The 25680-nt window shown below is 61.1% G+C and carries 24 protein-coding genes; 17 read left to right on the top strand and 7 right to left on the bottom strand.

Translation table 11 applies throughout. The features are described 5' to 3' along the window. Positions 1–43: 43 nt before the first annotated feature. Complete coding sequence (locus PQU89_RS05145; RefSeq protein WP_272764917.1) at positions 44–1375, bottom strand: M23 family metallopeptidase; 1332 nt, start codon at positions 1373–1375, stop codon at positions 44–46. Between the two features lie 360 nt (positions 1376–1735). Between PQU89_RS05145 and PQU89_RS05140 the strand changes: the two genes are divergently transcribed. From PQU89_RS05140 to PQU89_RS05130, 3 genes are read left to right on the top strand one after another with little or no spacing between them, the layout of a single operon-like run. Continuing rightward, positions 1736–2740 (top strand): hypothetical protein, encoded by a 1005-nt coding sequence (locus PQU89_RS05140; RefSeq protein ID WP_272764916.1) that lies wholly within the window; start codon positions 1736–1738, stop codon positions 2738–2740. After that, entirely contained in the window at positions 2737–4428 is a 1692-nt protein-coding gene (gene recJ / locus PQU89_RS05135; RefSeq protein ID WP_272764915.1) for a single-stranded-DNA-specific exonuclease RecJ, read from the top strand. Before PQU89_RS05140 ends, recJ begins: the two co-directional genes overlap by 4 nt. A 31-nt stretch (positions 4429–4459) precedes the next feature. Further along, entirely contained in the window at positions 4460–6037 is a 1578-nt protein-coding gene (locus PQU89_RS05130; RefSeq protein WP_272764914.1) for a DNA recombination protein RmuC, read from the top strand. A gap of 497 nt (positions 6038–6534) precedes the next feature. On the opposite strand, the gene PQU89_RS05125 is transcribed toward PQU89_RS05130, so the two are convergent. Continuing rightward, on the bottom strand, positions 6535–6828 hold the full coding sequence (locus tag PQU89_RS05125) for a hypothetical protein (protein ID WP_272764913.1): 294 nt from the start codon (positions 6826–6828) through the stop codon (positions 6535–6537). A 258-nt stretch (positions 6829–7086) separates the two neighbouring features. Then, complete coding sequence (locus tag PQU89_RS05120; protein WP_272764912.1) at positions 7087–7434, bottom strand: hypothetical protein; 348 nt, start codon at positions 7432–7434, stop codon at positions 7087–7089. Positions 7435–7596: 162 nt separating this feature from the next. On the opposite strand from PQU89_RS05120, the gene PQU89_RS05115 reads away from it, so the two are divergent. The 8 genes from PQU89_RS05115 to PQU89_RS05080 all read left to right on the top strand — a co-directional run bounded on the left by PQU89_RS05115 (position 7597) and on the right by PQU89_RS05080 (position 14489). After that, entirely contained in the window at positions 7597–7884 is a 288-nt protein-coding gene (locus PQU89_RS05115; RefSeq protein ID WP_272764911.1) for a hypothetical protein, read from the top strand. Between the two features lie 2 nt (positions 7885–7886). Then, on the top strand, positions 7887–9146 hold the full coding sequence (locus PQU89_RS05110; RefSeq protein WP_272764910.1) for a phage/plasmid replication protein, II/X family: 1260 nt from the start codon (positions 7887–7889) through the stop codon (positions 9144–9146). A gap of 225 nt (positions 9147–9371) precedes the next feature. Then, positions 9372–9590, top strand: a complete 219-nt coding sequence (locus PQU89_RS05105; protein WP_272764909.1) for a major coat protein — start codon at positions 9372–9374, stop codon at positions 9588–9590. A 168-nt stretch (positions 9591–9758) separates the two neighbouring features. Then, entirely contained in the window at positions 9759–11183 is a 1425-nt protein-coding gene (locus PQU89_RS05100; RefSeq protein WP_272764908.1) for a hypothetical protein, read from the top strand. Between the two features lie 5 nt (positions 11184–11188). Beyond that, positions 11189–11509 (top strand): DUF5455 family protein, encoded by a 321-nt coding sequence (locus tag PQU89_RS05095; protein WP_272764907.1) that lies wholly within the window; start codon positions 11189–11191, stop codon positions 11507–11509. After that, complete coding sequence (locus PQU89_RS05090) at positions 11506–12588, top strand: zonular occludens toxin domain-containing protein (protein WP_272764906.1); 1083 nt, start codon at positions 11506–11508, stop codon at positions 12586–12588. The genes PQU89_RS05095 and PQU89_RS05090 overlap by 4 nt, the downstream gene beginning before the upstream one ends. Continuing rightward, on the top strand, positions 12585–13781 hold the full coding sequence (locus tag PQU89_RS05085; protein ID WP_272764905.1) for a type II secretion system protein GspD: 1197 nt from the start codon (positions 12585–12587) through the stop codon (positions 13779–13781). The genes PQU89_RS05090 and PQU89_RS05085 overlap by 4 nt, the downstream gene beginning before the upstream one ends. Positions 13782–13802: 21 nt before the next feature. Continuing rightward, positions 13803–14489: a DUF2726 domain-containing protein gene (locus PQU89_RS05080; protein ID WP_272764904.1), complete on the top strand. Its 687-nt coding sequence runs from the start codon at positions 13803–13805 to the stop codon at positions 14487–14489. Positions 14490–14628: 139 nt separating this feature from the next. On the opposite strand, the gene PQU89_RS05075 is transcribed toward PQU89_RS05080, so the two are convergent. The 3 genes from PQU89_RS05075 to PQU89_RS05065 all read right to left on the bottom strand — a co-directional run bounded on the left by PQU89_RS05075 (position 14629) and on the right by PQU89_RS05065 (position 16634). Then, positions 14629–15072: a hypothetical protein gene (locus tag PQU89_RS05075; RefSeq protein ID WP_272764903.1), complete on the bottom strand. Its 444-nt coding sequence runs from the start codon at positions 15070–15072 to the stop codon at positions 14629–14631. Positions 15073–15138: 66 nt separating this feature from the next. Beyond that, a complete protein-coding gene (locus tag PQU89_RS05070; protein WP_272764902.1) occupies positions 15139–15282 on the bottom strand; it encodes a hypothetical protein in 144 nt (47 codons plus the stop codon). A gap of 398 nt (positions 15283–15680) precedes the next feature. Then, a complete protein-coding gene (locus tag PQU89_RS05065) occupies positions 15681–16634 on the bottom strand; it encodes a tRNA dihydrouridine synthase (RefSeq protein WP_373322781.1) in 954 nt (317 codons plus the stop codon). A gap of 107 nt (positions 16635–16741) precedes the next feature. On the opposite strand from PQU89_RS05065, the gene PQU89_RS05060 reads away from it, so the two are divergent. From PQU89_RS05060 to recN, 6 genes are all read left to right on the top strand, one after another. Beyond that, on the top strand, positions 16742–17683 hold the full coding sequence (locus PQU89_RS05060) for a nucleoside hydrolase (protein WP_272764901.1): 942 nt from the start codon (positions 16742–16744) through the stop codon (positions 17681–17683). Positions 17684–17721: 38 nt separating this feature from the next. Beyond that, positions 17722–18267, top strand: a complete 546-nt coding sequence (gene msrA, locus PQU89_RS05055) for a peptide-methionine (S)-S-oxide reductase MsrA (protein ID WP_272764900.1) — start codon at positions 17722–17724, stop codon at positions 18265–18267. A gap of 92 nt (positions 18268–18359) precedes the next feature. Next, positions 18360–20462, top strand: coding sequence for an ATP-binding protein (locus PQU89_RS05050; protein WP_272764899.1), 2103 nt, complete (start codon positions 18360–18362; stop codon positions 20460–20462). Between the two features lie 8 nt (positions 20463–20470). After that, positions 20471–21106: a response regulator transcription factor gene (locus PQU89_RS05045; protein WP_272764898.1), complete on the top strand. Its 636-nt coding sequence runs from the start codon at positions 20471–20473 to the stop codon at positions 21104–21106. Then, entirely contained in the window at positions 21103–21987 is an 885-nt protein-coding gene (locus PQU89_RS05040; protein WP_120809824.1) for an NAD kinase, read from the top strand. The genes PQU89_RS05045 and PQU89_RS05040 overlap by 4 nt, the downstream gene beginning before the upstream one ends. Before the next feature lie 14 nt (positions 21988–22001). Beyond that, a complete protein-coding gene (gene recN / locus PQU89_RS05035; protein WP_255908788.1) occupies positions 22002–23666 on the top strand; it encodes a DNA repair protein RecN in 1665 nt (554 codons plus the stop codon). Between the two features lie 143 nt (positions 23667–23809). Here recN and asnB read toward each other — a convergent pair whose 3' ends face one another. Next, positions 23810–25663 (bottom strand): asparagine synthase (glutamine-hydrolyzing), encoded by a 1854-nt coding sequence (gene asnB, locus PQU89_RS05030; protein WP_272764897.1) that lies wholly within the window; start codon positions 25661–25663, stop codon positions 23810–23812. Positions 25664–25680 lie beyond the last annotated feature (17 nt).

Raw genomic sequence — 25680 nt, 5'->3', positions numbered from 1 at the left:
CCTGACAGTGGTGCTGTCAGGGTTAGCGGATTGCGCGGGGCGTTTACTCCAGCTGGGCAACGCTGACCGGAATCTCCCTGAGCAGCTTCAAATTAGCCGCCAGCTTAACGCTCTGCTGGCGGAAGGCCAAGCGTTGCTGCGTGCTCAGCCCCGGCACCGGCAGTGCGGTGGTCGACGGATCGACCGCCTGGCCGTTGACGCGCACTTCCATGTGCAGGTGCGGGCCGGTGGAGCGGCCGGTGCTGCCGACATAGCCGATCACCTGGCCGGCGGACACCTTGCTGCCGCGTTTCAGCTTAGGCTCGAAGCGGCTCATGTGCGCGTACAGCGTCGACAGCTTGGCGTTGTGTTTCAGGATCACCACGTTGCCGTAGCCGCTCTGGCTGGCGATGGTGTCGACTACGCCGTCAGAGGTGGCCATGATTGGCGTACCGCTGCCGGCGGCATAGTCGATGCCTTCGTGCATGCGCAGGCTGCGCAGCACCGGGTGGAAACGCATGCCAAAGCCGGAGCTGATGCGGGCATTGCTGACCGGCTGGTTGCTGAAGCCCTTGCGTAGCGACTGGCCGGCGGCATCGTAGTAGGCGCCGGATTCGCTGTCATGGGCGAAGTAGAACGCCTGCCAGGTCTTGCCGCCGGACTGGACCTCGGCGGCCAGCACGTTGCCGTTGGCAATCGGCGAGCCTTTGTACAGCAGCGTTTCGTAGACCAGGTTGACGCGGTCACCCGGCTGCAAACGGGTGGTGTCCAGCTGGTCGGAGAAGATCTCGCCCAACTGGGTACGCACCTCAACCGGCACGCCGGCCTGCGCCAGCGCACCGCTGAGGCTGGTGCGGATCTCCACGGAGCGCACCGCCTGGATCACCTCGGTACGCGGCGGCTCGGCGCTGGCCTGCCACTGTTCGCCCTGTTTCTCGATCACGACCAGCACTTTTTCGCCGTTTTCGTCATCGTTGAGGAAGCGCAGGCCGAACAGTTCGCCCTGGTCGTTGATCTGTACCGACAACGTGGCGCCGGCGCGCAGTTTCAGCACGTCGCGCGAAACCGGCGCGGTATGGATGAAGCGGTTGGCTTCGTCGCTGCCGACGCCGAGACGGTTCAGCAGGCGGGCAATGGTGTCGCCGCGCTGGATGCGCTCTTCGCGCCAGTAGCGCGAGCCGTCGGACTCGCCGCCCGGCAGTGCCGGCAGTGCCAGCGACTGGCTGACTTCGCGCACTTCAAGTGGTGCCTGTTGTGCCGCGCCCGGGGCGACGGCAACGGCGGTCAGTACGCCGAGAAAGGGCAGGGTGGCCACGCCGATCAGCCAGCTGAAGCGATGTTTCATCAGGCGCTGGAGGCCTTGTTGACGGAATTGCAGCAGTGTCTGGTAGTTCATGGATCTCTTCGTCTTGTATGGCCCGGATGGTGTCCGGGACAAGCACGTTTATCGAACAAGCTGCTTAATCAACAGCTATTGATAAAAATACAAAGGAGGCAGGTTAGCAAAAAAATGTACACAGGCAAACAAATAATGTTTAAGAATCAACAAACTAGTCCCATGTCATCGCCAGATTTACGACAGATCCCACCTTTGCTACGCGCAGAAAAAGCGGGGCCGTCTGCACAGACTGTTTTGCCCCTAAATAAGTTCAAGCTCCGCGGCAATTGGTCAGCGTCGGCTGCAAACCGCTACAATGCCGGCCTGTGTCGATGACTGCCTGTCATCGCATGTCACCCACCCGACGCTACACCCGCCATGAAATACACCCTGTTTGTTCCCGGCCTGACCTGGCTGGACAGTGACGCTGGCCCCGAGCTGTGCAAGGACCTGTCGCTGCCGGCGCTCTCGACGTTGCTGGGCCGCGGCCAGTGGCGCAGCGAGCCGCTGAGCACCAGCGAGATGCTGTGCCGCACCTTCGGCCTGCCGCAGCCGGCGCTTGCGGCCAACCTTGCCCACGCCGCCGGCCTGCCATCGGCGGCCAGCTGGCTGATTGCCGATCCGGTCAACCTGCGCGTCGATCGCGACCGTGCGCTGCTGGGCGACATCGGTATCATGAATCTGGCGCAGGACGAGGCCGCGGCGTTGTTGGCCAGCCTGAACACCTTTTTCGCCGAGGACGGCCTGGTGTTCCATGCGCCGACCCCTGCGCGCTGGTTCGTCGCCTTGCCGCAAGCCAGCGGCGCCGAGTTTTCGGCCTTGCCGGACGTGATCGGCGAAGACATCAACCATCACTTGCCCAAGGGCGCAAACGGCATGCGCTGGAGCCGCTTTCTCAATGAGCTGCAGATGCTGCTGTACACCCACCCGGTCAACGAGGCGCGCGAGGCGCGCGGCGAACCGACGGTGAACAGCCTGTGGTTCTGGGGCGAGGCCAGCCAGCCGCAGCCGCTGGCCAGTGCCTATCCGGCGGTACACAGCCATGACCCGCTGTGGCAGCAGCTGGCGCAGCAGGCCGGTGTCGGCGGCGACAGCCCGAGCTACGCCTTTACACTGTCGGAAGGGGGCGGCGACGTGCTGATCCACCTCGACGCCGCCGAGGGCGCCGCGCAGTTCCGCGACGTGTGGGGCTGGCGCGAGGGGTTGCTGCAGCTGGAGCGCGACTGGTTTGCACCAACGTTGGCCGCACTGCAGCAGGGCCGGCTCAGCGAAGTGCAGCTGTGCTGTCACGGCAGCGCCGGCCTGCACAGCCGCACCACGCGGCTGGATCTCTGGAAACTGTGGCGCCGTCCGCTGCCACTCAGCAAACTGTATCCGCAATGACCCGTATCGTTACCCGCCAGGTCCCGGCCGATCTCGCCCGGCAACTGCACCAGCAAGGCATCGCGCCGTTGATGGCTCGGCTGTACGCCGCTCGCGGCATCGCCGACGCCGCCGAAGTGGATTACGGCCTCAAGGAGCTAGTGCCGTATCACAGCCTGAAAAACATCCAACCGATGGCCGCGCGCTTGGCCGACGCCATCGCCGCCCGGCAGAGACTGCTGGTGGTCGCCGACTACGACGCCGACGGGGCCACCGCCTGTGCGGTGGCGATCAAGGGGCTGGCGGCGCTGGGCGCGGTGATCGATTTCATCGTGCCCAACCGCTTCGAGTACGGTTACGGCCTGACGCCGGAAATCGTCGAGCTGGCGGCGCAGAGCCGGCCGGACATCATCGTCACCGTCGATAACGGCATCGCCAGCGTCGCCGGTGTCGAGGCGGCCAACGCGCGCGGTATCGAGGTGCTGGTTACCGATCACCACCTGCCCGGCGATACCTTGCCCGCGGCGCTGATCGTTAACCCCAACCAGCCAGGTTGCGAATTTCCGTCCAAGAATCTGGCCGGCGTCGGCGTGATGTTTTACGTGCTGATGGCGCTGCGCGCCGAGCTGCGTGCCCGTGGCGCGTTCCGGCAGCAGCCGGAGCCGAATCTGGGCGAGCTGCTTGACCTGGTGGCGCTGGGTACCGTGGCCGACGTGGTGAAGCTGGACCGCAACAACCGCATCCTGGTCGACAACGGCCTGCGCCGCATGCGCGCCGGGCGCATGGCGCCGGGTATCGCCGCGCTGTTCCGCGTCGCCGGCCGCGCCGCGCACAAGGCCAACGCCTTCGACCTCGGCTTCACCGTCGGGCCGCGGCTGAACGCCGCCGGACGGCTGGACGACATGAGCCTCGGTATCGCCTGCCTGCTGGCGGGCGACGAAACACAGGCGCTGACGCTGGCGCAGGAGCTGGACAAGCTCAACCGCGAGCGGCGCAGCATCGAGCACGGCATGCAGGACGAGGCGCTGGCGGTGCTGTCCGGCATCGACGCCGAGCAGCGCTATACCCTGTCACTGTATCGCGACGACTGGCACCAAGGCGTGGTCGGCATCGTTGCCTCGCGGCTGAAGGAAAAGTATCACCGCCCGGCCATCGTGTTCGCGCCGGGTGACGAGGGCGAAATCAAGGGCTCCGGCCGCTCCATTCCCGGCTTCCACCTGCGCGACGCGCTGGATCTGGTGTACAAGCGCCACCCGCAGCTGATCCTCAAGTTCGGCGGCCACGCGATGGCGGCGGGGCTGACCATTGCCGCGGCCCGTTTCGACGAGTTCGTCGCCGCCTTCGAGGACGTGGCGCGCCAGCTGCTGGACAGCAACACGCTGACCCGCACGCTGGAAACCGACGGCCCGCTCAGCGGCCGCGAGCTGTCGCTGGCGGTAGCGGAAACGTTGGCCGCAGAAGTGTGGGGCCAGGGCTTCGCCGCGCCGACCTTCCACGACGACTTCCACATCGTCAGTCAGCGCGTGGTTGGCGACAAGCACCTGAAGCTGCGCCTGGAAAAAGACGGCGTGCAGTGCGACGGCATGCTGTTCAACCAGGTGGAGTGGCTACCGCAGACCATCAACGCGGTATACCAGCTGGCGGCCAACGAGTGGCAGGGGCGCAAGGAATTGCAAATCTACATCCAGCACTGGCGCCAGCCCGGCTGAACGCAGGGTTGACCGCAATCCGGAGGACTCCATGATCGAACTACTGATGGCGCTGCTGACCGGCGCCGGTGCCGGCATCGCCGCCACCTGGCTGGTCGGCAAGCACCGCGCCGAGACTGCCTACCAGCGCGGGCTGGGCGAAACCGCGGCACAACTGGCCGCGGCATTGGCGCGGGGCGAGGCGTTGCAGTGGCAACTCGATGACAGCCAGGCGCGCACGACCGCGTTGCAGCAGCAGCTGGACAGCCTGCGACAGCTGTTGTCCGAGGCGCAGCAAAAACTGGCGGTGCTCGCCAATCGCGCGCAGCGCCTGCCGGAGCTGGAAGGGCAGCTGCAACAACAACAGCTGCAGCTGCGCGAGCAGGGCGAAAGGTTGGCCGCACGCGAAGAGCAGGGCCGGCAGCTGCCAGTGTTGCAGCAGGAGTTGCAGCAGTTGCGCGCGGCGTGGCAGACGCAGCAGAACGACCTGGCCCGGTTGGGGGCGCGTGAACAGGAGCTGCTGACCCTGTTGCAACAGGAACAGCGCCAGTCGGCGGAGAAGCTGCAGCTGCTGCAAGAGGCGCGCGAGGCGCTGTCCAACCAGTTCAAGGCACTGGCCACCGACATCCTGGAAGAAAAATCGAAGCGCTTCACCGAACAGAACCGCGAAAACCTCGGCCTGTTGCTGGGGCCGCTGGGCGAACGCATCCAGCACTTCGGCAAGCTGGTGCAGGATACCTACGACAAGGATTCCAAGGAGCGACTGACGCTGGAACAGGAGTTGCGCCGGCTGCAGGAGCTGAATACGCGCCTCAACCACGACGCGGTGGCGCTGACCCAGGCGCTGACTGGTAGTAACAACAAGACGCAGGGCAACTGGGGCGAGATGATCCTGGAGCGAGTGCTGGAAACCTCCGGTCTGACCCGCGACCGTGAATACCGCGTGCAGGTGTCGGATACGGTGGAAACGGGCGAGGGTGGCCAGAAGCGCTATCAGCCGGACGTGGTAATCGACCTGCCGGAAGGCAAGCAGCTGGTGGTCGACTCCAAGGTGTCGCTGAATGCCTATGTGCGTTACAGCGCCAGCAGCGACGAAGCGGTACGCGACAGCGAGCTGAAGGCGCACATCGCCGCCTTGCGGGCGCATATCCGCAGCCTGTCCGAGAAGCGCTACCAGGATCTGTACAAGCTCAACACGCTCGATTTCGTGTTCATGTTCGTGCCGGTGGAGCCGGCCTATTTGCTGGCGGTGCAGCACGACATGGGGCTGTTCAACGAAGCCTTCGAGCGGCGCATCATGATCGTCGGCCCCAGCACCTTGCTGGCGACACTGCGCACCGTGGCCAGCATCTGGCGCTACGAGCACCAGAACCAGAACGCGCAGGAAATCGCGCGACAATCCGGCGCCATGTTCGACAAGCTGGCCGGGCTGGTGGACACGCTGGAGAAGCTGGGCAAGCAGATTGGCACCGTGCAGGACAGCTACGGCACCGCGATGAAGCAGCTCAGTACCGGCAGCGGCAATCTGCTGGGGCGCGCCGAAAAACTGCGCAAGCTGGGCGCCAAGACCAGCAAGCACTTGCCGTCACATCTGCTGCTCGATTCGGATGTCGCGGAAGAGACGGAATAATTTCTTGGCGATTACCGGGTGATGAACTATAAAAAAGTCAGACACTGGGAAGGAGGAGGGCTAGATGGTATCGCTGATAACCTTGTTGATGTATGTGATGTTTGCACTGATCTTTGTTAAAGCGTTTTCCTCCAACCGTAAACGTGATGTTGTACGTGTTAAAGCTCCGGCATCGTGCCGGCAATGCTCTCACCTTCGTTAGTGTCTGGTGCAGTGAAAGGTAGTTATGTTGTAGTAGTAAAGCGACGTTGTACCATTCAACCACCCCAGAAGCCGGCAGAAATGTCGGCTTCTTTCATTTTGTGGTTCTGCTTAGATAACGTAGTCCGCTGAGCATATTTTTTGCGAGCAGCAAGCCGGAGCAGGGCGCCAGCAGCGTGCCAGACTACAAGGTCACACCGAGTTGCCGCAAACTACGGACTGCCTGCTTTGGTGACAATGCTGCGGTAGAACGATTGATTGACTACGAAACCCGCAAAGACCCCAAACTGTCCAGATCAACAGTGGTGGTGTCGGCTCTTGATCGCCACGTGGGCCGTCGCGCCACTATTTATTTGCATGGTGCGTAGGAGGAACAGGCGGCGGTAGTCGGCCAGCCGTTCGATTTCCGCGTACTCAATGCCGACTTGGTAGCCGGCCGGCACGATCAGCCGCGAGCCCTCGGCACGGGTGCCGTTCCTGACGCAGGTGCATCGAAGCTCGTTGCTGTCCAGCAACTCCAGGTATTTCACGCACAAGACCGGTACCGGCGCTTTGCCAGCTTTCCACGCCTGCACGGTGCTGACGGTCACGTCAAGTTCTGCCGCCAGCTCGTCCTCGGGTAGTCCGAAATGAAAATGCCGGATCAGTCGATCCGGCCCCCGGCCCGATGTCTGCACTGGTGCAGTAGATTTTGAATCTCTTTACGCATTCTGCCCATTCCGCTTGTGTTGAAAATGACACGGACAAAATATTTGAACAAAAAAGCGAAAAAAGCAGCGAAGAGAGGTGTGGTAGTGCCGAATTCTGATGCGTAATTTGACATAATAAACATTATGCGACACGAACGGCTAAACCCCTTGGGGGGCTTTTTCGGTATTTACCGGGCTAAACGCCATCGTCGTGATCACCAGACCGCCCACGACCAGCTGGGCGATCTTTTTGCGAAAATCCTGCCAAAAGTCCCGTCTGGCTTGGCTTTTCTCGCGTTCCATGTTCGCCGCCGCAATGATTTCCAGCGGATCAATGCCCAGGTATTCGGCCACGACGATACATGCGTAGTCGTCCATGATCCTTTCGCCGTTTTTGTAGCCGCTCAGCGCCTGAGGGCTGATTTTTAGGGTCTCAGCCTTCTTAAAGCCTGGCATTTCACCAAGTTTTTCTAGCGCATCCCGCAAGTAGTCGCTTGACAGCTTCATGACTTTTTCCTTGATTCTACGCAGCTGCGTACTTATCCTGCATTTACTTTCTACGCATGTGCGTAGATTGGTCAACAGTTCAATTCTACATCAGCAGGAGTTGGCTCCGTTAAGACCAACGGCCAAAGCTACCTGAAACCAAGCCCATTGAGGAACGCCACCATGTCCACAAACCACCAGACCACCATTTCCGGCCGCATCGGCCAAGTCCGCAAATACGAAAAGTATTTCTATACGGAATTCCTGCTGCCGGCCGCTGACGCCTACAGCCAGCCAGGCGTTGTCGAAGTCCGCTCTAGCGCCCGTCTTGGCAAAACCGGTGACGAAACCGAATGCCTTGTCGAAATCTCTGGCTACCGTGGCAAGCCGTACCGCTACACCGACGAGGATACCGGTGAGCAGATCACCCGCCGCCCTGTGCTGAACATTCTGAACGCTGTCGAGGCCTAAGCATGTCAGGCATTTTCGTCGACTTTATCCGCATCCAGCAGACCCATCCGGTCGGCTACCTTGCGGATGGAACCTACCGTGAACGCCTGCCGGTTGTTGAAGATGGCATCGTTTACAAGTTCCAGCGCGATGAAAATGGCAACTGGCCGCAAGATGAAGATGGGAACCCGATTCCGGTTTACGAATCGGTTTCCCGCCGCTTCATAACCGGCTCCTATGACTCGCTGTACGTCATCCGCTGCGATGGCTCCAAGGTTGAATTTGAAGGCAACGTCGGGCGTTTCTGCCGCCCTGACAATCTCTTCAACTTGGACTTTGATGGCACTGTCCAGAAGATCAACGAAATCCTTGCCACCTACGGCTTGCCGCCGTTTTCAGCTGGCGACCCGTACTACAAGTCCAACCCGAGTGAGCACGATAACAAGCATGGCCTCCTCGTTGACTGGACTGGCGCCAGCGTCTCTGAAGTCCATCTGACACAAAACTTCGCCACCGGCTCACAAGCCAACGCACAGGCGTCTATCGACTGGCTCGCCACGCAATCGGTTAGCCACGTAAAGCGTACCCGCGCCCATGACACAACCGTCGCATGGGGCCGCAAGGCTGGCCGCAAGTACCTGAAAGCGTACCTCAAGGCCGATGAAATGCTGGTCCACCGCCACGGCCGCACTAAAGAACAGATCGAGCAAGACCCCGTTTATCAATACGCCCAAAGTCACGGAATTCTGCGCTTCGAGTTGGAAGCAAAGCGCCTTCTGCTGCGTGACAACCACTGCCGTTTCCTGGGGGAAATCACTATGCCCAAACTCATCCAACTGTTTAACGACGAAGTGCAGCCACTGCTTGGCCGCGTGAAAGAAGACATCAGCCGCATGGAGCTGGAAACCCTGCCCCCTGCTGTTCGCATGACCGCCTCGGCGTACCTGCGAGGGGAAAACGTCTCCGCCCTGCTCTCGCGCCGCACCTTCTACCGCCACCTCAAAACGTTGCGTGACTACGGCATGGACATTTCCGAACCGCTGCCGAACGTGAAGCCCTTCACCACCATCATCAAGGTGGTCGAGATCAAGCCCATCGAGTCGCCGCCAGATTGGTATTGGTCGCATCAGCGCCGCATGTCACTAAAGGCCGTTGGCGATTACAACCACGCGCCGGACATCCCTTCTGATGATGCGTTCAGCTACTTCCAGGACTCGGCGGTAATCACTGCCTTCCCTGCTCCGCCATCCCAGCGCAGCCAGCCTGTTTACGCCACGGATTAGGAGAACTCAATGCTTGGCGATTACCAGATTCAAGACATCGTTTTTATTGCTGCCTGCGTCGTTCTCTGGGCGCTGGGTTTTTCTTCGGGGATGAAACGCTAATGGCGCCCGCTGATGCTGCTGAATTGATCGGCTACCTCTTTGCCTGTTGGGGTGCTGGTTTTGTGTCCGGATTGACCATTCTGGCTTTCCGGCGATTTTTTGAAACGCTCTAAGGAGATTCACATGAAATTCATGAAACAGAAGTTTTTCGCCGTTCCTGCCCTGCTGCTGGGCGCTTCCGCCTCGGCTTTTGCCGCCCTGCCGGCGTCGGTTGCCACCACCGTTACCGCCGCGCAGTCCGACGCCTCCGACATGTTCGACCTGATTTTCCCGGTGATTGGCGTCATCGTCGGCATGACGCTCGTCATCAAGCTGTTCAAGCGCTTTACCGCCAAGATTTAACCCGAGATCCCCATGAAGTCGTGCAAGGGGCTTTTTCCTTGCACGGCTTTGTGGGGATCCACCAAGCGAAGCGCGGTAGGCCTTTGCTTTTGACTTTGAAGTGCAGGGGGTGCGACACGGTGAGTGTTCCGCCCCCTGTTTTACGACTTGACCTGACAAGGCGGAGACATGACCACCACGAGAGCTTTTGCCCTTGCCGTTGCCCTGGCATTCCACGCGCTTTTCCCCCTGAAGGCCTTTGCCATTCCCCCCTTGGTGTGGGCCTTTGGCGCTGCCGTTTCCGCCCACGGTGGCCTGATGCTTTTCAAGTTTGATGATGTCCAGCCGCCGGCCCCTGCTGGTTCCACCTCTGGTGGTGGCGTCTCGTTCAAACTCGATGGCAAACCGACCGTCACGCCCCCAGGTTGGACTGATCCCACTACGCCACCAGCTACCTCTTCAGGCGAACCGACTACGGCTACATGGTCAAGTGCGAGGGCTTCGGGCAGCTCTACACTTTTCTATTACCGGACAGGTACAAGTGAAGCCACAACGGCTTATCAAAAAGCATGTCAGTCAATTGGCAGGACATACAACGGTTCAGGGTGTGTCTCCTCCAGCTCTATTTCCTATTTGACGATTGTTAACTACGGCACGACCACCATGCCGGCGTGCGCCACCGGTTATACCGGCCTTGCTCCTACCTGCACCTTGTCCGACGCCAGTGCCGTCAAAAAGAAGGACGTCGAGTGCGAATTCGTCTACAAGGCCGGCAAGTTCGTCCCCGATCCGCAAAACCCTGCCTGCGACGGCAAGGCTACAAACACTATTTCCCGCACCGGCTGCGACCTGACCACCAGCTTCGAAAAAATGTCGATGACCTGCCCTTCGACCAACTCAACGCTGGAAATGACCCCGACCCAGCTATCCGGCACATCAGAGGCCGGCAGTTTCTCCGTTCCCGCCGCCGTCGATGAAACCGGCGTCTACACCGTTTCCGTGCCGGCCAACCTCGGCATTCCTCCGCCCTCCGACAAGATCACTGTCGATTTCTACGGCAGCGTTAATGGCGGCCAGTGGGGCTGCATCGATGGCCACTGCAAGAACACCACTACCGGTTCTACCGGTGGCACCGGTGGCAGCACAGGCGGCTCTACCGGTGGCAGTACTGGCGGTTCAACTGGTGGCGATGGCAGCGGTACCGGTGGCACCACCGGCGATGGTTCTGGTACAGGTACCGGCACTGGTTCCACCGGTACCGGCGATGCCTCAGGTGGCCCCGTGTCGATCAATGACTCTGGCTTCGCTGGCGCCGATGGCAAGCTGGGGGAGGCACTCGGCAAGAGCCAGGCCGATGCCAAGACCGCTGAAGATGGCTTGATGAACAAAATCACCGAGCAGTTTGGACAGCTCGATAGCATCGGCTTTTCGTGGGTTCCCATCCCCCGCAACTTTGCCGCCTGCCGCCCCATCCCCGTCTCCGTCCTCGGCGTGACTTTCGAGTGGAACTTTTGCCCCTACGTCAGCCGTTTAGCCGAAGTCATGGGCTACCTGTTTTATCTGTTCACCGGCCTGTATCTGTTCCGTCTGTTCACTGAAAGCTCCAAGGAGTAATCCCAATGCCTTTCCTCGCACAGTTTTTGACCGCGCTATTCAGCAATTTGCTGGTCTGGCTTTCCAGTCGTGTCACGAAGCAGATCGGCATGACCATTTTTGCAATTACCGTGATTACCTCGCTGTCCCTTGCCCTGTACCTGTCCATCAAGGGTTTGGTGGCTGGGCTGGTGATGTTCATCACCAACGAGTGGATCCTCATGGGCATGGGCATCCTCTGGCCGTCGAACGCTGAGGCCTGCATTTCGGCTATCTTCACCGCCGAGCTTGCCGTTTATATCTTCCGCCACAAGAAGGCTGTTTATTGGGCGAGCCTTCCTAAATGAGCACCGGCATTCTGCTCACAGGCAAGCGAGGCCAAGGCAAAACCCTTGCCTCGGTTGGCCGCATTCGGGAATACCTGGTCGAAGGTCGCCGCATCGCTACCAACCTCGACCTGTACCTGGACAACATGCTGCGCATCGATGCCAGGAACGTCGATGTGTACCGCCTGCCGGACTACCCCACGCATCGTGACCTGCTCAACCTGCCACTGGGCAACGCCAAGCTGTTCTATCGAGAGGATGGCTCAATCGGCTACCTCGATGGCTACACCGACGAAAACAACGGCCTGCTGTGCCTCGATGAAGTCGCCTCGTTCCTCAATGCCCGCGACTGGAACGACAAGGACAAGAAAGCCCAGCGTGATGCGATCAACGATTGGCTGCGCCACTCCCGCAAATACGGTTGGGACATCCTCATGCTGGCCCAGCATGAAGACCTGATCGACAAGCAGACCCGCTCTGCCCTGTTCGAGATGTGGGGAATCTGCAAGCGCCTTGACCGCCTCAGCATCCCGTTTTTCACCTGGCTCTTTAAGCAGTTCGACATCAAGCTGCGCCCGCCCAAAGTCCACATCGCAATCATTCGCTACGGCATGTCGGAACTTAGCCCGATTTCCGACCGCTGGATGTACCGCGGCCATGATCTCTACCGCGCGTATGACACCAACCAGGTGCTCGGCAATTCCAACGTCGCCGGTGTCGCCACCATGCTGACCCCTTGGCACCTCAAGGGGCGCTACCTCTCAAAACTGGAGCGTTTCGCCATGTATGCCCGTGTCGCCCTTGTCTCCGCTCTGGCCGGCCTGCTGATCGGCGGCTTTGTCACGCACTACTACGGCAGGCTCATCGTCAAGTCAGACAATCCCGCAATGCAATCGGGCGTCGCCGCCCAGCCGGCTGAAACCCTTTCCACCGTGCGTCTGCTCGGCACCTTCAACCAAGATGGCCGCATGGTCGCCACCCTTTCGAACGGCGCCATCCTGCCGGTGCAGTTCCTGAAAGAAATGCCAGGCGAAACCCGCGTATCCATTGCCGGTGTCTGGTACAGCAGCAACGCCACTCCCGAGGCACCGAAACCATGACCCGCCTACTCGCCGCCCTGATGCTCTGCCTTGCTCTGCCGGCTACCGCTGAGAGCCTCGCGCTCAACTTCGATAAAGTCCCGCTGATGCAGTTTTCCGAAGCCACCTTCAAGGCGATCTTGAAGGAGGACTACATCATTGACCCGTCCCTGATCGATGACGCCCGCCGAATCACCGTCAACGTTGCCAACATCGACCGCCCTGCCGTGCGCCCCCTGCTTGATCGCCTGCTGCTGGACTCCGGCATCAAGGTCGAGCGCCGCAACGGCATCAACTGGCTGTTGCCGACCACCCAACAGCTCAAACAGGCCGATGGCACCCCGCTGCCACCTGGCACCGCCGCCGCCCCATCGGTAGCGCTTCCTGCTGATGCGGAGCCGTTCCACCTCTACCAGCCGCTCCATCGTCCTGTGCCGCAGCTCCAGCGCCTCGTTAACGCCTTCCTGCGCACCAGCTACGAAGACCCTGACTACGTCATCGTCAGCGCCACCGACAAGCGCCTGAAAACCGCCCTTGCCCTGATTGCGCAGTACGACACCAAGCCGCTGGAGGTCATCGCCCGCGCCGCCGTGATCGAGTACTCGGAAGAAAGGGATGAGGGATTCAGCTTCAAAACCGCGTTCAGCGCCTTTGCCGGCAAACTGTCCGTGTCCCTCGCTGGTGGTGGCGTCCTGGACAACTTCGTGACCTTCAAGAACTCCTCCATCGAGGCCGTGCTGTCCGCCCTTGAAGGCGACTCCCGTTTCTCGCTGGTCACGCAACCCACGCTCAGAATCAAGAATGGCGCCCTCGGCAAGTTCACCGTTGGTTCCGATGTGCCGGTACTGGACTCGATACAGGTCGACAAGCAGGGCAACCCGATTCAAAGCGTGACCTATCGCCAGTCCGGTGTGATCTTCTCGCTTAAGCCGACCATCATGCGCGACCGCATCGAGGTCGAAGTGATGCAGCAGCTCTCCAACTTCCAGAAGACCCAAACCAGCAACATCGACTCCCCGACCCTGCTCAAGCGGGAGCTTTCTACTTCTGTCGGTGTTGAGTCGGGCGACATCGTCGTTCTGGCCGGCTTGGAGGAAAGCAAGGACACGAATTCCAGCACCGGATTCAGCTTCCTGCCGGACTTCATGAGAACGACCAAGGCCAGCAACGCGAAAACCCAGCTGCTGCTCGTTGTTGAGGTGAAGAAGCTCTAACGCCACCCCGACCGGCTCCCCATGCGCAGCGTGGGGGCCGGTCGTGTGGCGCAGGTTTTTTTGCTTGCCAGTTGCGCCGTTTGTTATTCTTTTTGCATGGAACTTCTATTTCTGATTGCGCTGGGCCTGATGCTTTACTTTTTCCTCACTGCGCTGAGGAAGGAAAAGTCGAAGAAGGCCACTTCGCCCTTTTCTGCCCGCCCCGCCTCTGCATCGTCTGCTCGCGTGACTCCGTTTCCAGCGGCTCGTCACACTGTCGACATGATGGACTTCCCCGTTTATGAGCCCTCGGCACAGCCACATTCGCCGCTGTCCGTTTTCCATAGCAAACCACCATTGACCGCTCGTGAAGCGAGCTGCTACTGGTCATTGGCCAAAAACCTGAATGGCCACTACATCGTGCTCCCTCAGGTGGCCTTCAGCGCGTTCTTGTTTGTCAGTGGTGGTGATAGCAAGTCGGACTTCCGTCGCTTCGCCACGATGCGTCAGAAGGTTGCAGATTTCCTCATCGTTCGGAACGATTTCAGCATCGTTGCGCTCATCGAGCTGGATGACCGAAGCCACGAAAACAAGAAGGAGGCCGACCGCCAGCGCGACGCCGTGATTAAAGAGGCCGGCATTCGTGTCTTCCGGATTCCACGCATTCCGGATAGCGACAAGGTTCAGCGGCTTTGTGAAGTGCTGTTGAAGATGGACCAGGTGAAGTGACAGCAACCGCCTTGGGTTTGGCAGTTGGTTTTGACCTTGAAGTCAGACGGGTGACTGGTAATACCCGTCTTTTGTGCCATTTTGGCACTCGCCGCGCTTTTTGCGGCGACAGCCTTTGCCTTTGAAGCGTGCCGAATCGCTACTTGAACAGGCGATTGACCATCATCCCGAACTTGGCTTCTCGGTGGCACTGCGCCTTGTAGAAATCCCGCTCCTTCATCAGCCGCTCGATGGTGTCGGCCTGCTTTTCCAGTAGTGCCGGCATCAGCCGGTACTCGCGCAGCATCATCACGTCCTCGATGCTGATCGCCGCACGGTACTGCCGCGAAACGAGCCTGCCCCTGTCTAGGGTGAAGCCGTCGAACGGTGCCCACGCCTCGGTGAGCGCCTTTGCGCCCTCCTCACGTAGCCACGCGAACACCGCGAACGGCACCGCCTCCGCGCCCTCGCGCCAGCGTGTCACCTGCTCCACGTCGACGAACAGCTTTGCGGCTAATGTTTCGGCCTCGCCAAAGCAAACAACCCTGATGAGTTCATCAGGGCTGTGTTGGAAATATGCAACGGGGAATTTTCTGTTTCGCATGTGACAAATGCGTGATTTTAGAACAATGGCCTATGGACATAACCGCCCATTATGCGACACGAACGGCTAAACCCCTTGGGGGGCTTTTTCGGTATTTACCGGGCTAAACGCCATCGTCGTGATCACCAGACCGCCCACGACCAGCTGGGCGATCTTTTTGCGAAAATCCGCCCAGAAGTCCTTTTTGGCTTGGGTTTTCTCGTACTCCATGTTGGCTGCTGTAATCAATTCCGTTCGACACATTCATCCTCAGGGCGATTAGAGCGATATGAACACTTTCTAAAAAAAGATTCGCTCACAAAATCTAGGTCGCGTCAAGCTGGGTTTGCCGGTGCAGTTGCTTGCCAGGATCAAAAAACCAGTCGATGTGAGGCGCCCAGAGCAATCTGGCTGCGGTTTGTGGCCGCGGTCGGTAATCACGTGTCAGGATGCCTAAACGCTAGGCAAAAAAAGAACCTCCAGCATCAGTCACCGATGGCAGGAGGTTTTGGAAGCACGGATTTGGTCTCCGTTACGCTTCAGATGAGGAACGCCATTCCATATCAGAAAGCATGATTAATGATAAGGCTACCATCGGTGTAATGGCTATTCGTAAAAATACCTAGTGCTCAACGGGCGGCGTTCAGCCTGGTTTTTAGTTGTTCCGGTTCGCGTATTGACCTGATTTCATTGAAGAAATCACTGGCTTCGATATAGGTGCGTTTCAGCTGGTTAAGCCATTGCTTGACCCTGCTGACGGCGTAGCTGCTATCGCCGGCACGCAGCTGACATTGCATGAACAGGTTGTCGACATGCGCCAGTACCTCCGCCCACGGCTCCGGTGGCAGCTGGCTGCCAGTTTGCTGCAGGTGCTTGATGCGCTTGGCAAAATCGGGGGCAGCAATCAGGCCCCGGCCGATCATGATAGTTTCGCACTGGCTGACTGCGCGAATATTGCAGTAGTCCTCCAGGGTCCAGACTTCGCCATTGGCAATCAGCGGGATGTCGATCACTTCCTTGATCCTGGCAAACCACTCCCAGTGTGCCGGCGGTTTGTAGCCTTCTACCTTGGTGCGGGCATGGACGGTCAGTTCCGCAGCGCCGGCGGCGTTGATGGCACGGGCGCAGTCCAGTGTCAGGCTGGTATCTTCATAACCTAGCCGCATTTTTGCGGTGATTGGGATGTTGGCGGGTACCGTGGCGCGGACTGCGCTAATGATCTCGTAGAGTGTTTGCGGCTCTTTCAGCAACACCGCGCCGCCGCGATGACGGTTGACGGTCGGTGCCGGACAGCCAAAATTCAGGTCGATAACCGGCGCGCCCAGCTCCGCCGCCCTTGCCGCGTTGTCGGCCAGGCAGACCGGATCGGAGCCGAGCAATTGCAGTCGCACCGGTGTACCGGCACGTGTCTTTGACTGCTGTAGCAGTTCGGGGGCCAGACGGTGAAAAGTCTTTACCGGCAGCAAGGAGTTGGTGACGCGAATGAACTCGGTAACACACCAGTCGATGCCGCCAATCTCGGTCAGCACATCCCGCATCACGTCATCTACAAGCCCTTCCATCGGGGCCAATACGATCTTCATACTATTTTCACCAAAACTGAGAAGGCTCCGCCTTGTGGCCAACTATTGACTTTTAAACGGGGCGTGGTAAACCTTGGCGCCTTTGCATTGAAGGCAAGCCATTCATCATGAGCAAGACCGCGATAATTATTGATACCGATCCTGGCCAGGATGATGCGGTCGCTATTTTGACAGCTTTAGGCTCGGCCCAGCTCGAAGTTGTCGGAATTTCGGTGGTGGCAGGCAATGTGCCGCTGGAACTGACGGCAAAAAATGCCCGTATCATCTGCGAGTGGGCCGGCCGGCCGGAAGTGCCGGTCTATGCCGGTTGCGAGCGCCCTCTTCTGCGCCCGCTGGTCACCGCCGAACACGTGCACGGTAGGACCGGGCTGGACGGCGTGCCGCTGCATGAGCCGGCTATGTCGTTGCAGCCGGAGCACGGCGTCGATTTCATCATCCGCACCCTGCGCGAACGCGAGGCCGGCAGCGTTATGTTGTGCATGCTGGGACCTTTGACCAATCTGGCGATGGCGATCGTGCGGGCGCCGGACATCGTTGGCCGTATCCGGGAGATCGTGCTGATGGGTGGTGCCTACTTTGAAGGTGGCAACATCACGCCGTCGGCAGAATTCAATATCTATGTCGATCCGGACGCGGCGGCCACGGTGCTGGCTTGCGGTGCCGCCATCACCATGCTGCCGCTGGATGTCACCCACAAGGCGACCGCGTCACCGGCGCGCATTGGGCTGCTGCGTGCCCTGCCCAACCGCGCCGGCAATCTGGCCGCCGACATCATGACCACGCTGGAACGCTTCGATGTACAGCGTTACGGCGCCAACGGCGCGCCGCTGCATGATCCGACCGTGATTGCCTATGTGCTGCAGCCAGGGCTGTTCTCCGGGCGCAAGGTGCATGTGGCGGTGGAGCAAAACAGCGAACTGACGCTGGGCGCGACACCGGTGGACTGGTGGGGCGTCACCGGGAAAGCGGCAAATGTAAATTATCTTACAACTGTTGATAGTGATGGCTTTTTCCGCTTGCTGGCAGATAATTTATCTACACTCCCCTGAAACGACAACACGGGTCATGCCGGAATGAGGGCTATATCATGTTGAACAAGGCAACATTCGCCGGTGGCTGCTTCTGGTGCACCGAGGCGGTTTTCCGCCAAGTGCCGGGCGTCAAGTCGGTGACGCCGGGTTATACCGGTGGAGCGGTCGCCAATCCCGGCTACGAGCAGGTGTGCAGCGGCCGCACCGGCCATGCCGAGGCGGTCGAAATCGAGTTTGATGACGAAGTCGTCAGCTATGAAAACCTGCTGCGGCTTTTTTTCGCCACCCATGACCCGACAACGCCGAACCGGCAAGGCCACGATGTCGGCACGCAATACCGCTCGGCGGTGTTCTGGCACTTTCCGGAGCAGGAAGCCGCGCTGGCGCGCATCATGGACGAGTTGCGGCCAACCTTGCCGCCCGGCGCGCAAATCGTGACGCAGTCACAACCGGCCGCCACCTTTTACCCTGCCGAAACCGAGCATCACCGTTATTATGAGCTGAATCCTTATGCGCCCTACTGCCGCGCCGTCGTTGCCGGCAAGGTGATGAAAGGCGAACGGGTGCTGGAAACGCTGCAACAGCGCGGCCTGGCCGATTAGCCATTGAAAGTCCGGACTTGATCACAACAAAAACGTTTCTGCAGGCGGTACGACAATACGGGGGGGCGAAGTGGCTGTTCTGGGCGCTTTGCTTGCTGTTGATCTACGTACTGGCGGCACAGCTGGCCGGTTATCGCCAGCAAACATTTGATCAGGCCGTGCAACTGAACCAGACGCTGCTGCGCCGGCAGCTGGATTACACCGCCCTACTGCTGCAGCAGCTGACACCGGCGGGCGCGGCCGCACCGCAGTCCCCAGCCACGGAACTGCCCGCTTTCGTGGTGGCCGCCGGCTTTCAGTACAAGGTTGATACCGGCAGTCGCGACGCCTTCGAAGTGCAGCAGAGCTATCGCCGTCGCGCGTTGTTCCTGATCCGCGAATATCGCGACCAGAGCAGCGAGACCTGGACGGACAGCAGTGCCTGGTTCCCTGCCCCCGCACGCAGTCACTACATTCCGCTGGCCAACCTGTCCCCGGATCGTCCCGGTGGCCGCCTTGAATATCTGCAAGGGCTGGATCTGGCCGCTGACCGCTTTTTCGCGGCCGCGATCAAGACTGCCATTAGTAGTGGTGAAATGCAGGCCAGCAAACCGTTTACCTATCGCGACGGCGCGCCGGGACTGGCCTTCGTCAAGGCCGCCTACACCGGCGGTGTGCTGCCGGATACCACGGCGCAGCGGCTAAGCCAAGTGAGCGGCGTGGCGGTGGTCTTTGTCGACATTAGTCAGCTGCTGCCGTTGCCGGACAATAGCCCGCTGCAGTTGTCGATCAGCGCCGCGCCGGACATGCCGCAATTGGCCAGCGTGCCCGCGGCGGATGTACCGTTCTCGGCGCTGCAAACGCTGCGACAAACACTGCTGGTGCCGGATTCGGCGCTGCCCTACGTGCTGCAACTTAGCCTGCCTGCCGCGGGGTGGCTGCCATGGCTGTTGTTTGGCGGTGCCTTGCTGGGCAGCGGCATGCTGTCCCGCCGGCTGTTCCGCCCCTCTGCCTCAGTGCCTGAGCCAGCCTTGCCGCCTGTTGCCGCGCCGCAGCCGCTGGCGGTGCTGGAGCATCTCGCCTTGCAGACAATGGACGAGGCCGTGCTGCTGCTGTCGGTGCGCAACCAGGTGCTGTACGCCAATGCCCGCGCCATGGCGCTGACCGGCGATGCTGCCTTGCAGGGCAAGCTGCTGGATGGCGTCGACTTCGGCATCTGCTATCCGCGCAACCAGCGCCGCGTCCATGTGTTGCCGCGCCTGATCGAGAAAAAAGTGCGGGCGATGCTGCCGCCGGGCAGCATCCTGATCGACGCCCATGGCCAGGAGAGCGAGATCGAGGGCGAATTCATTCCGCTGAACGATGCGGCCAACGTTGCGGTGCGCTACCTGCTCAGTTTCCGCCATGTCGGCAAGCTGCGCCAGGACATGGTCGCCGCGCTGAAAGCCAGCGAGATGCAGCTGAAAAAGCATCAGGACGAGCTGGCGCGCGTTGCCCGCATCAATACGCTGGGTGAAATGTCGTCCGGCGTGGCGCACGAGATCAACCAGCCGCTGTCGGCGATCATGAGTTACAACGAAGCCTGCCTGGCGATGATGGACGACGCCAGCCCGGATCCGGTACTGCTGCGCATTTCGCTGGTCTCCTCGGTGCGGCAGGCCAATCGGGCCGGCCAGATCATCCGCCGCCTGCGCGAGCTGGCCAGCCGCAAACAGCCGGAAGTGGCGCCGCTCAACATCAACGACGCGTTGCGCAGCGCGCTGGACCTGACCAAGAACGAGCTGGCCGCGCGCGAGGTGATCGTCACCACCGATCTGGCGGAAGGCTTGCCGCAGGTGATGGCGGACAGCATCCAGCTGGAACAGGTGATCATCAACCTGATCAAGAATGCCGTCGACGCCATGACCGAGAAAAACCGCAGCGACGAGCCGATGCGGATCTTTGCCTATAGCGAACGCCGCGGCCGCCACATCCGGCTGGGAATCCGTGACAACGGCACCGGCATACCGGAAAATATCCTGCCGCACGTATTTGACCCGTTTTACAGTTCAAAGAGCGAGGGCATGGGGCTGGGGCTGACCATCAGCCAGACCATCATCGAAAGCATTGGTGGTCGTCTTGCCGCACGCAATCTGGAGACCGGCGGCGCGGAGTTTTCGCTGACCGTGCCGGTAATCAAAAACAGCCATCCCGACGCAAAAGAGGAGCAGCAATAATGGCATCGATGACGCCATCCGTGTATGTGGTCGATGACGATCCGGGGGTGCGCGACGCGCTCGCCATTCTCATCGGCACCCAGGGTCTGCACGTGCTGACCTTCGACAGCGCCACGTCCTTCCTGCAGGCCTACGCGCCGGGCGATATCGGTTGCCTGGTGCTGGATATCCGCATGCCGGACATCAACGGCCTCGCGCTGCAAGACATCCTCAGCATCAAGGAAAACAAGCTGCCGATCATTTTTATTACCGGCCATGGTGACCTGGAGCAGTGCACCCGGGCCTTCCGTGGCGGGGCGGTCGACTTCATCACCAAGCCGATCGACCGCAACCGGCTGCTGGAAAGCCTGCGCAAGGCGATCCGCAACAGCATCCAGCTGCAACAGCACGAGGCGGAAACCGCCGAGGTCAAGCAGCAGCTGGAAAAAGTCACCGAGCGCGAGATGGTGATCCTGCGACTGGTGGCCGACGGCCTGTCCAGCAAGGAAATCGCCAAGGAACTGGACGTCTCGCCGCGCACCATCGAGGCGCACCGCGCCAACCTGTTCAACAAGCTGGGCGTCAATTCGCTGGCGGAGTTGATCCGCTTCTACCTGAAAGCCTTGCCGATTACCGGCAACGAAAGCATTACGCATCCATCATGACCAAGAACCTGTTCAGTGTGATCGGCCTGGTTGCCCGACACAGCAAACCGCACATCATCGAATCGCTGCTGACCCTGGCTGCCCACCTGACCCAGCGCGGCGTGCGGGTGCTGATCGACGCGGAAAGCATGCCGCCGGCGGACGACAACACGCCGGCCTACCCTGCGGTCGAACGCGATGATCTGGGCAAGCTTGCCGATCTGGTGATCGTGCTCGGCGGCGACGGCACCATGCTGTCGATCGCCCGCGTGCTGGCCGCCTACCGCGTGCCGCTGGTCGGCATCAACCAGGGGCGGCTCGGCTTCATGACCGACATTCCGCTACACGAAATGCTGGCCGCCATCGACCAGATACTGGAAGGCCAGTTCGTGCCGGAAGAGCGCATCCTGCTGCAGGCGTCGGTGATCCGCGAAGAGGCGGAGATCACCAGCGCACTGGCGCTCAACGACGTGGTGATCAGCCGCGGCGCGCTCGGCTCGATGATCGAGTTTGAAGTGTTCGTCGACAACCAGTTTGTCTACAGCCAGCGCTCCGACGGCCTGATCATCAGCACCCCGACCGGCTCCACCGCCTACTCGCTGGCCTCCGGCGGGCCGATTCTGCATCCGACCTTGCGCGCGATGGCGCTGGTGCCGATCTGCCCGCAGTCGCTCAGCAACCGGCCGATCGCGGTCAGCGACAACTGCGAAGTGGCCTTCATGCTCACGCGCGGGCTGGATACGCGCGTGCATTTTGACGGTCAGTCGCACTGCGACCTGATGGAAATGGACCGGGTCATCGTGCGTAGCTACCGCAACACGCTGAAAATCCTGCACCCGATTGGCTACAACTACTACGACATGCTGCGCCACAAGCTTCACTGGGGCGAGCGTCTGCTCTGAGAAATCACAAGACCATGCTGCTGTCACTGAATGTTCGCGACTTTGTCATCGTCGATCAGCTCGATCTCGATTTTCATGCCGGTTTTACCGTGCTCACCGGTGAAACCGGCGCCGGCAAATCCATCATCCTCGATGCCCTGGGCCTTTTGATGGGCGACCGTGCCGATGCCGGCCAGATCCGCGACGGCGCCGAGCGTGCCGAAATCGCCGCGCAGTTTTCCATCCACAACAGCCCGGACCTGCGCGCCTGGCTGCAGGACAACGAGCTGAGCGGCGACGAGGACGACCTGCTGATCCGCCGCCTGGTGGATCGCAATGGCCGCTCGCGCAGTTTCATCAATGGCCAGCAGGCGACGCAAAGCCAGCTCAAGGCCATCGGCGAGTATCTGGTCGACATCCACGGCCAGCACGCGCACCAGTCGCTGATGCGCGCCGACACCCAGCGCGCGCTGCTCGACGCCTACGCCGGCAGCACGCAGCTGGCGCGCGACGTGCGCGAGGCATGGCAGGACTGGCAGCAGGCGCGACGCCAGCGCGAGGACGCCGAGCGGCTGTCGCGCGAATCGGAAGTCGAGCGCGAGCGCCTGACCTGGCAGATCAACGAACTGAGCGAACTGAACCTGCAGGCCGACGAGTGGCCGCAGCTCAACCAGCAGCACTCGCGGCTGGCCAATGCCGCCGAGCTGGCGCAAACCGCGCAGCTGGCGGTGGACGTGCTGTCCGACATGGACGGCAACTGCCTGTCGCTGCTGTCGCAGGTGCAGAACCGCCTTGGGCGGCTGTCGGCGCTGGATACACGACTGGCGGAGTCGCTGGCACTGCTGGATTCGGTCGATGCCGAATTGCGCGAGGTGGTGTACAGCCTGCGCAGCTACGGCAGCGATTTTGACGACGACCCCAAGCAGCTGCTGGATGTCGAGGCACGCCTCGACGTGCTGATGCGCATCGCCCGCAAGTACCGCTGCACGCCGGAAGAACTGCCGAAAAAACTCGGCGACTGGCAGCAACAGTTGGCCGCACTGGAGGCATCGACCGATCAGGAAGCGCTGGCCGTCGCCGAATCGGCGGCGCTGGCACGCTACCGTGCCCACGCCGAGGCGCTGTCCGGCAAACGCCGCCAGGCCGCCAACGAGCTGTCGTCCCGCATCAGCACCGAGATGCAGCGGCTGGCAATGGAGGGCGCGCGCTTTGCCATCGAGCTGTCCGCCGCGGCGGAGCCGACCGCCAACGGACTGGAAGCCGTCGAGTATCTGGTGGCGGCCAACCAGGGCAGCACCCTGCGGCCGCTGGCCAAGGTGGCATCCGGTGGTGAGCTGTCGCGTATCAGCCTGGCGATGCAGGTAGTGATCAGCCAGGTCGCCAGTGTGCCGACGCTGATTTTCGACGAAGTGGACGTCGGTATCGGCGGCCGCGTCGCCGAGGTGGTTGGCAAGCTGTTGCGGCAGCTGGGCGAACGCTATCAGGTGCTGTGCGTGACGCACCTGCCGCAGGTGGCGTCCTGCGCCAGCCAGCACTGGCAGGTCAGCAAGTCCGGCGTCGATGGCCGCACCGTCAGCCGTATCCAGCCGCTGGATCAGGTGCAGCGCATCGACGAACTGGCGCGGATGCTGGGCGGCGAGGATATCACCAGCACCACGCGGCAACACGCCAGCGAGATGCTGCTGGCGAACGCGGAATAGCGTTGGCCGCAAGGCGAAGCCCTGATCGAGCAGATCAGGGCTTTTTTATTGCACCGTGTCTTGCCGCGCCGCTAGACCACCATGTCAGGGTAAGGCGATGCCTGCGCAGCAGGTTTGGCGTGTAGCCTCCAGCCCGCAGATAACTAGAGGGCGTGTACGGTTTCGGCCGTGCTGGGCGTGCTGGCCAGCGCGGCATGACGTTGCATCACCTGCACCAGCGTCCATTGCCCCCACAGGAAGTGGTGCCGGTTGCTGTTGTGCTGCCGGTAATCGGCAACGGTTTTTGCAATGAATGCGCCGTTCAGCCCGGCCGAGGCACTGGATTCGTCCAGCTGCAGCGCATCGTCGCGCAACCACTTGGCTATCGGCACCGCAAAGCCCTGCTTCGGCCGCTGCAGGATGTCCTGCGGCAGGATCCGTGCCAGCGCCTTTTTCAGGATGTATTTCGTCTCGCCGTGACGTAGCTTGTATTCCGAAGGAATCTTCCTTGCCAGATCAACGACATTAATGTCCAGAAAGGGGGAGCGCACTTCCAGTGAATGCATCATGCTGGCGCGATCGACCTTGGCGAGAATGTCGTCCTGCAGGTAGATGTCGGTGAAGAACTGCAGGCTGCGGTCGACCAGATTGGGCTGGCTGCAGCGCTCCCACGCCGCGATGGCCTCCGAGAACACCTCTTCCGGATCGACCGGCCCCAGGAAGCACTCGGCGAGTGCGGCATCGTCCAGCGGGCACATCCAGCTCGGGTGCCACAGACGGGGCGGATGGCTGAGCCCCTGCAATGTCCGCTTGAGCTTGAAGTCCAGGCTCATGTAGCCATCGCCGACCGGCAGGCGATTGGCCAGCAGGCGGATCGCGGTGTGTAGCGGGCCGGGCACCAGCTTCTGGTAATAACTGGCCCAGCGCAGCGCACGGAATGGCGCATAACCGGCAAACAGCTCGTCGGCGCCGTCACCGCCCAAGGCAACGGTGACATGGCGCCGCGCGTGCTGGCACAGCAGGCTGGTGGGCAGTAGCGAGCTATCGGCCATCGGCTCGTCCAGCTTGCCGGTGATGGCGGGCAGCAGGCTGCGCGCGACGTCCAGCGACAGGATGGCCTCGTGATGGTGGGTATTCAGCAAGGTGGCGACGCGCCGCGCGTGCGCGGATTCGTCAAAGCCGGCGACATCGAAGCCGATGTTGAAGGTCTGCAGTTGCCCTGCCCCGCTGTGTCGGGCCGCCAGCGCGGCGACGGCGGAAGAGTCGATGCCGCCGCTGAGAAACACGCCGAGCGGCACATCGGCGACCAAGCGGCAGGCCACGGCTTTATCAAGCTTTTCTAATAGCTCCTCTTGCCATTGCTTTTCAATCCCGGCCGGGCGTGCCTCCGCCGGCTCCAGCACGAAGGACCAGTAACGGGAAAGGCGCAAGCTGCCGCTGTCGAGGGTAAAGACCAGCGAGCAGCCGGCCGGCAGTTTGTGGATGGCGTGGTATGGCGTGTTGGGGGCCGGCAGGTAACCGTAGGCAATGTATTTGCGGATCGCCGCGCGGGAAACGGTGGCCGTCACCGACGGGTGGCACAGCAAGGCGGTCAGTTCGGAGGCAAAGACAAAGCTGCCCTGCTGCAGCGTGTAGTAGAACGGCTTCTTGCCGAAACGGTCTCGGCTGCAGAATAACCGCGCCTGGCGGCGGTCATACAGCGCGAACGCCCACATGCCGTTCAGGCGCCCGGTCAGCGCCTCGCCCCACTCGCGGTAGCCGTGCAGCAACACTTCCGTATCCGAATGATCGGTCAGGAACACGTGACCGGCCTGCTCCAGCTCGGTGCGCAGCTCGCGATAATTGTAGATCTCGCCATTGAACACCACGCCAAGAGCGCCATCGGCGGTCCACATCGGTTGCTGGCCGCCGGCCAGATCGAGAATCGCCAGCCGGCGGTGCCCGAGATAGACGCCCTGCGCCGGGTCCGTCCAATAGCCGACCCCGTCCGGCCCGCGATGGATGATTTCGTTGCTCATCCGCTCCAGGTCGTGTC

It is taken from the genome of Vogesella indigofera, assembly GCF_028548395.1.
Taxonomy (GTDB): Bacteria; Pseudomonadota; Gammaproteobacteria; order Burkholderiales; family Chromobacteriaceae; genus Vogesella; species Vogesella indigofera_A.
Note: the sequence above shows the minus strand (reverse complement) of the source record. Positions and strands in the feature narration are given on the sequence as shown.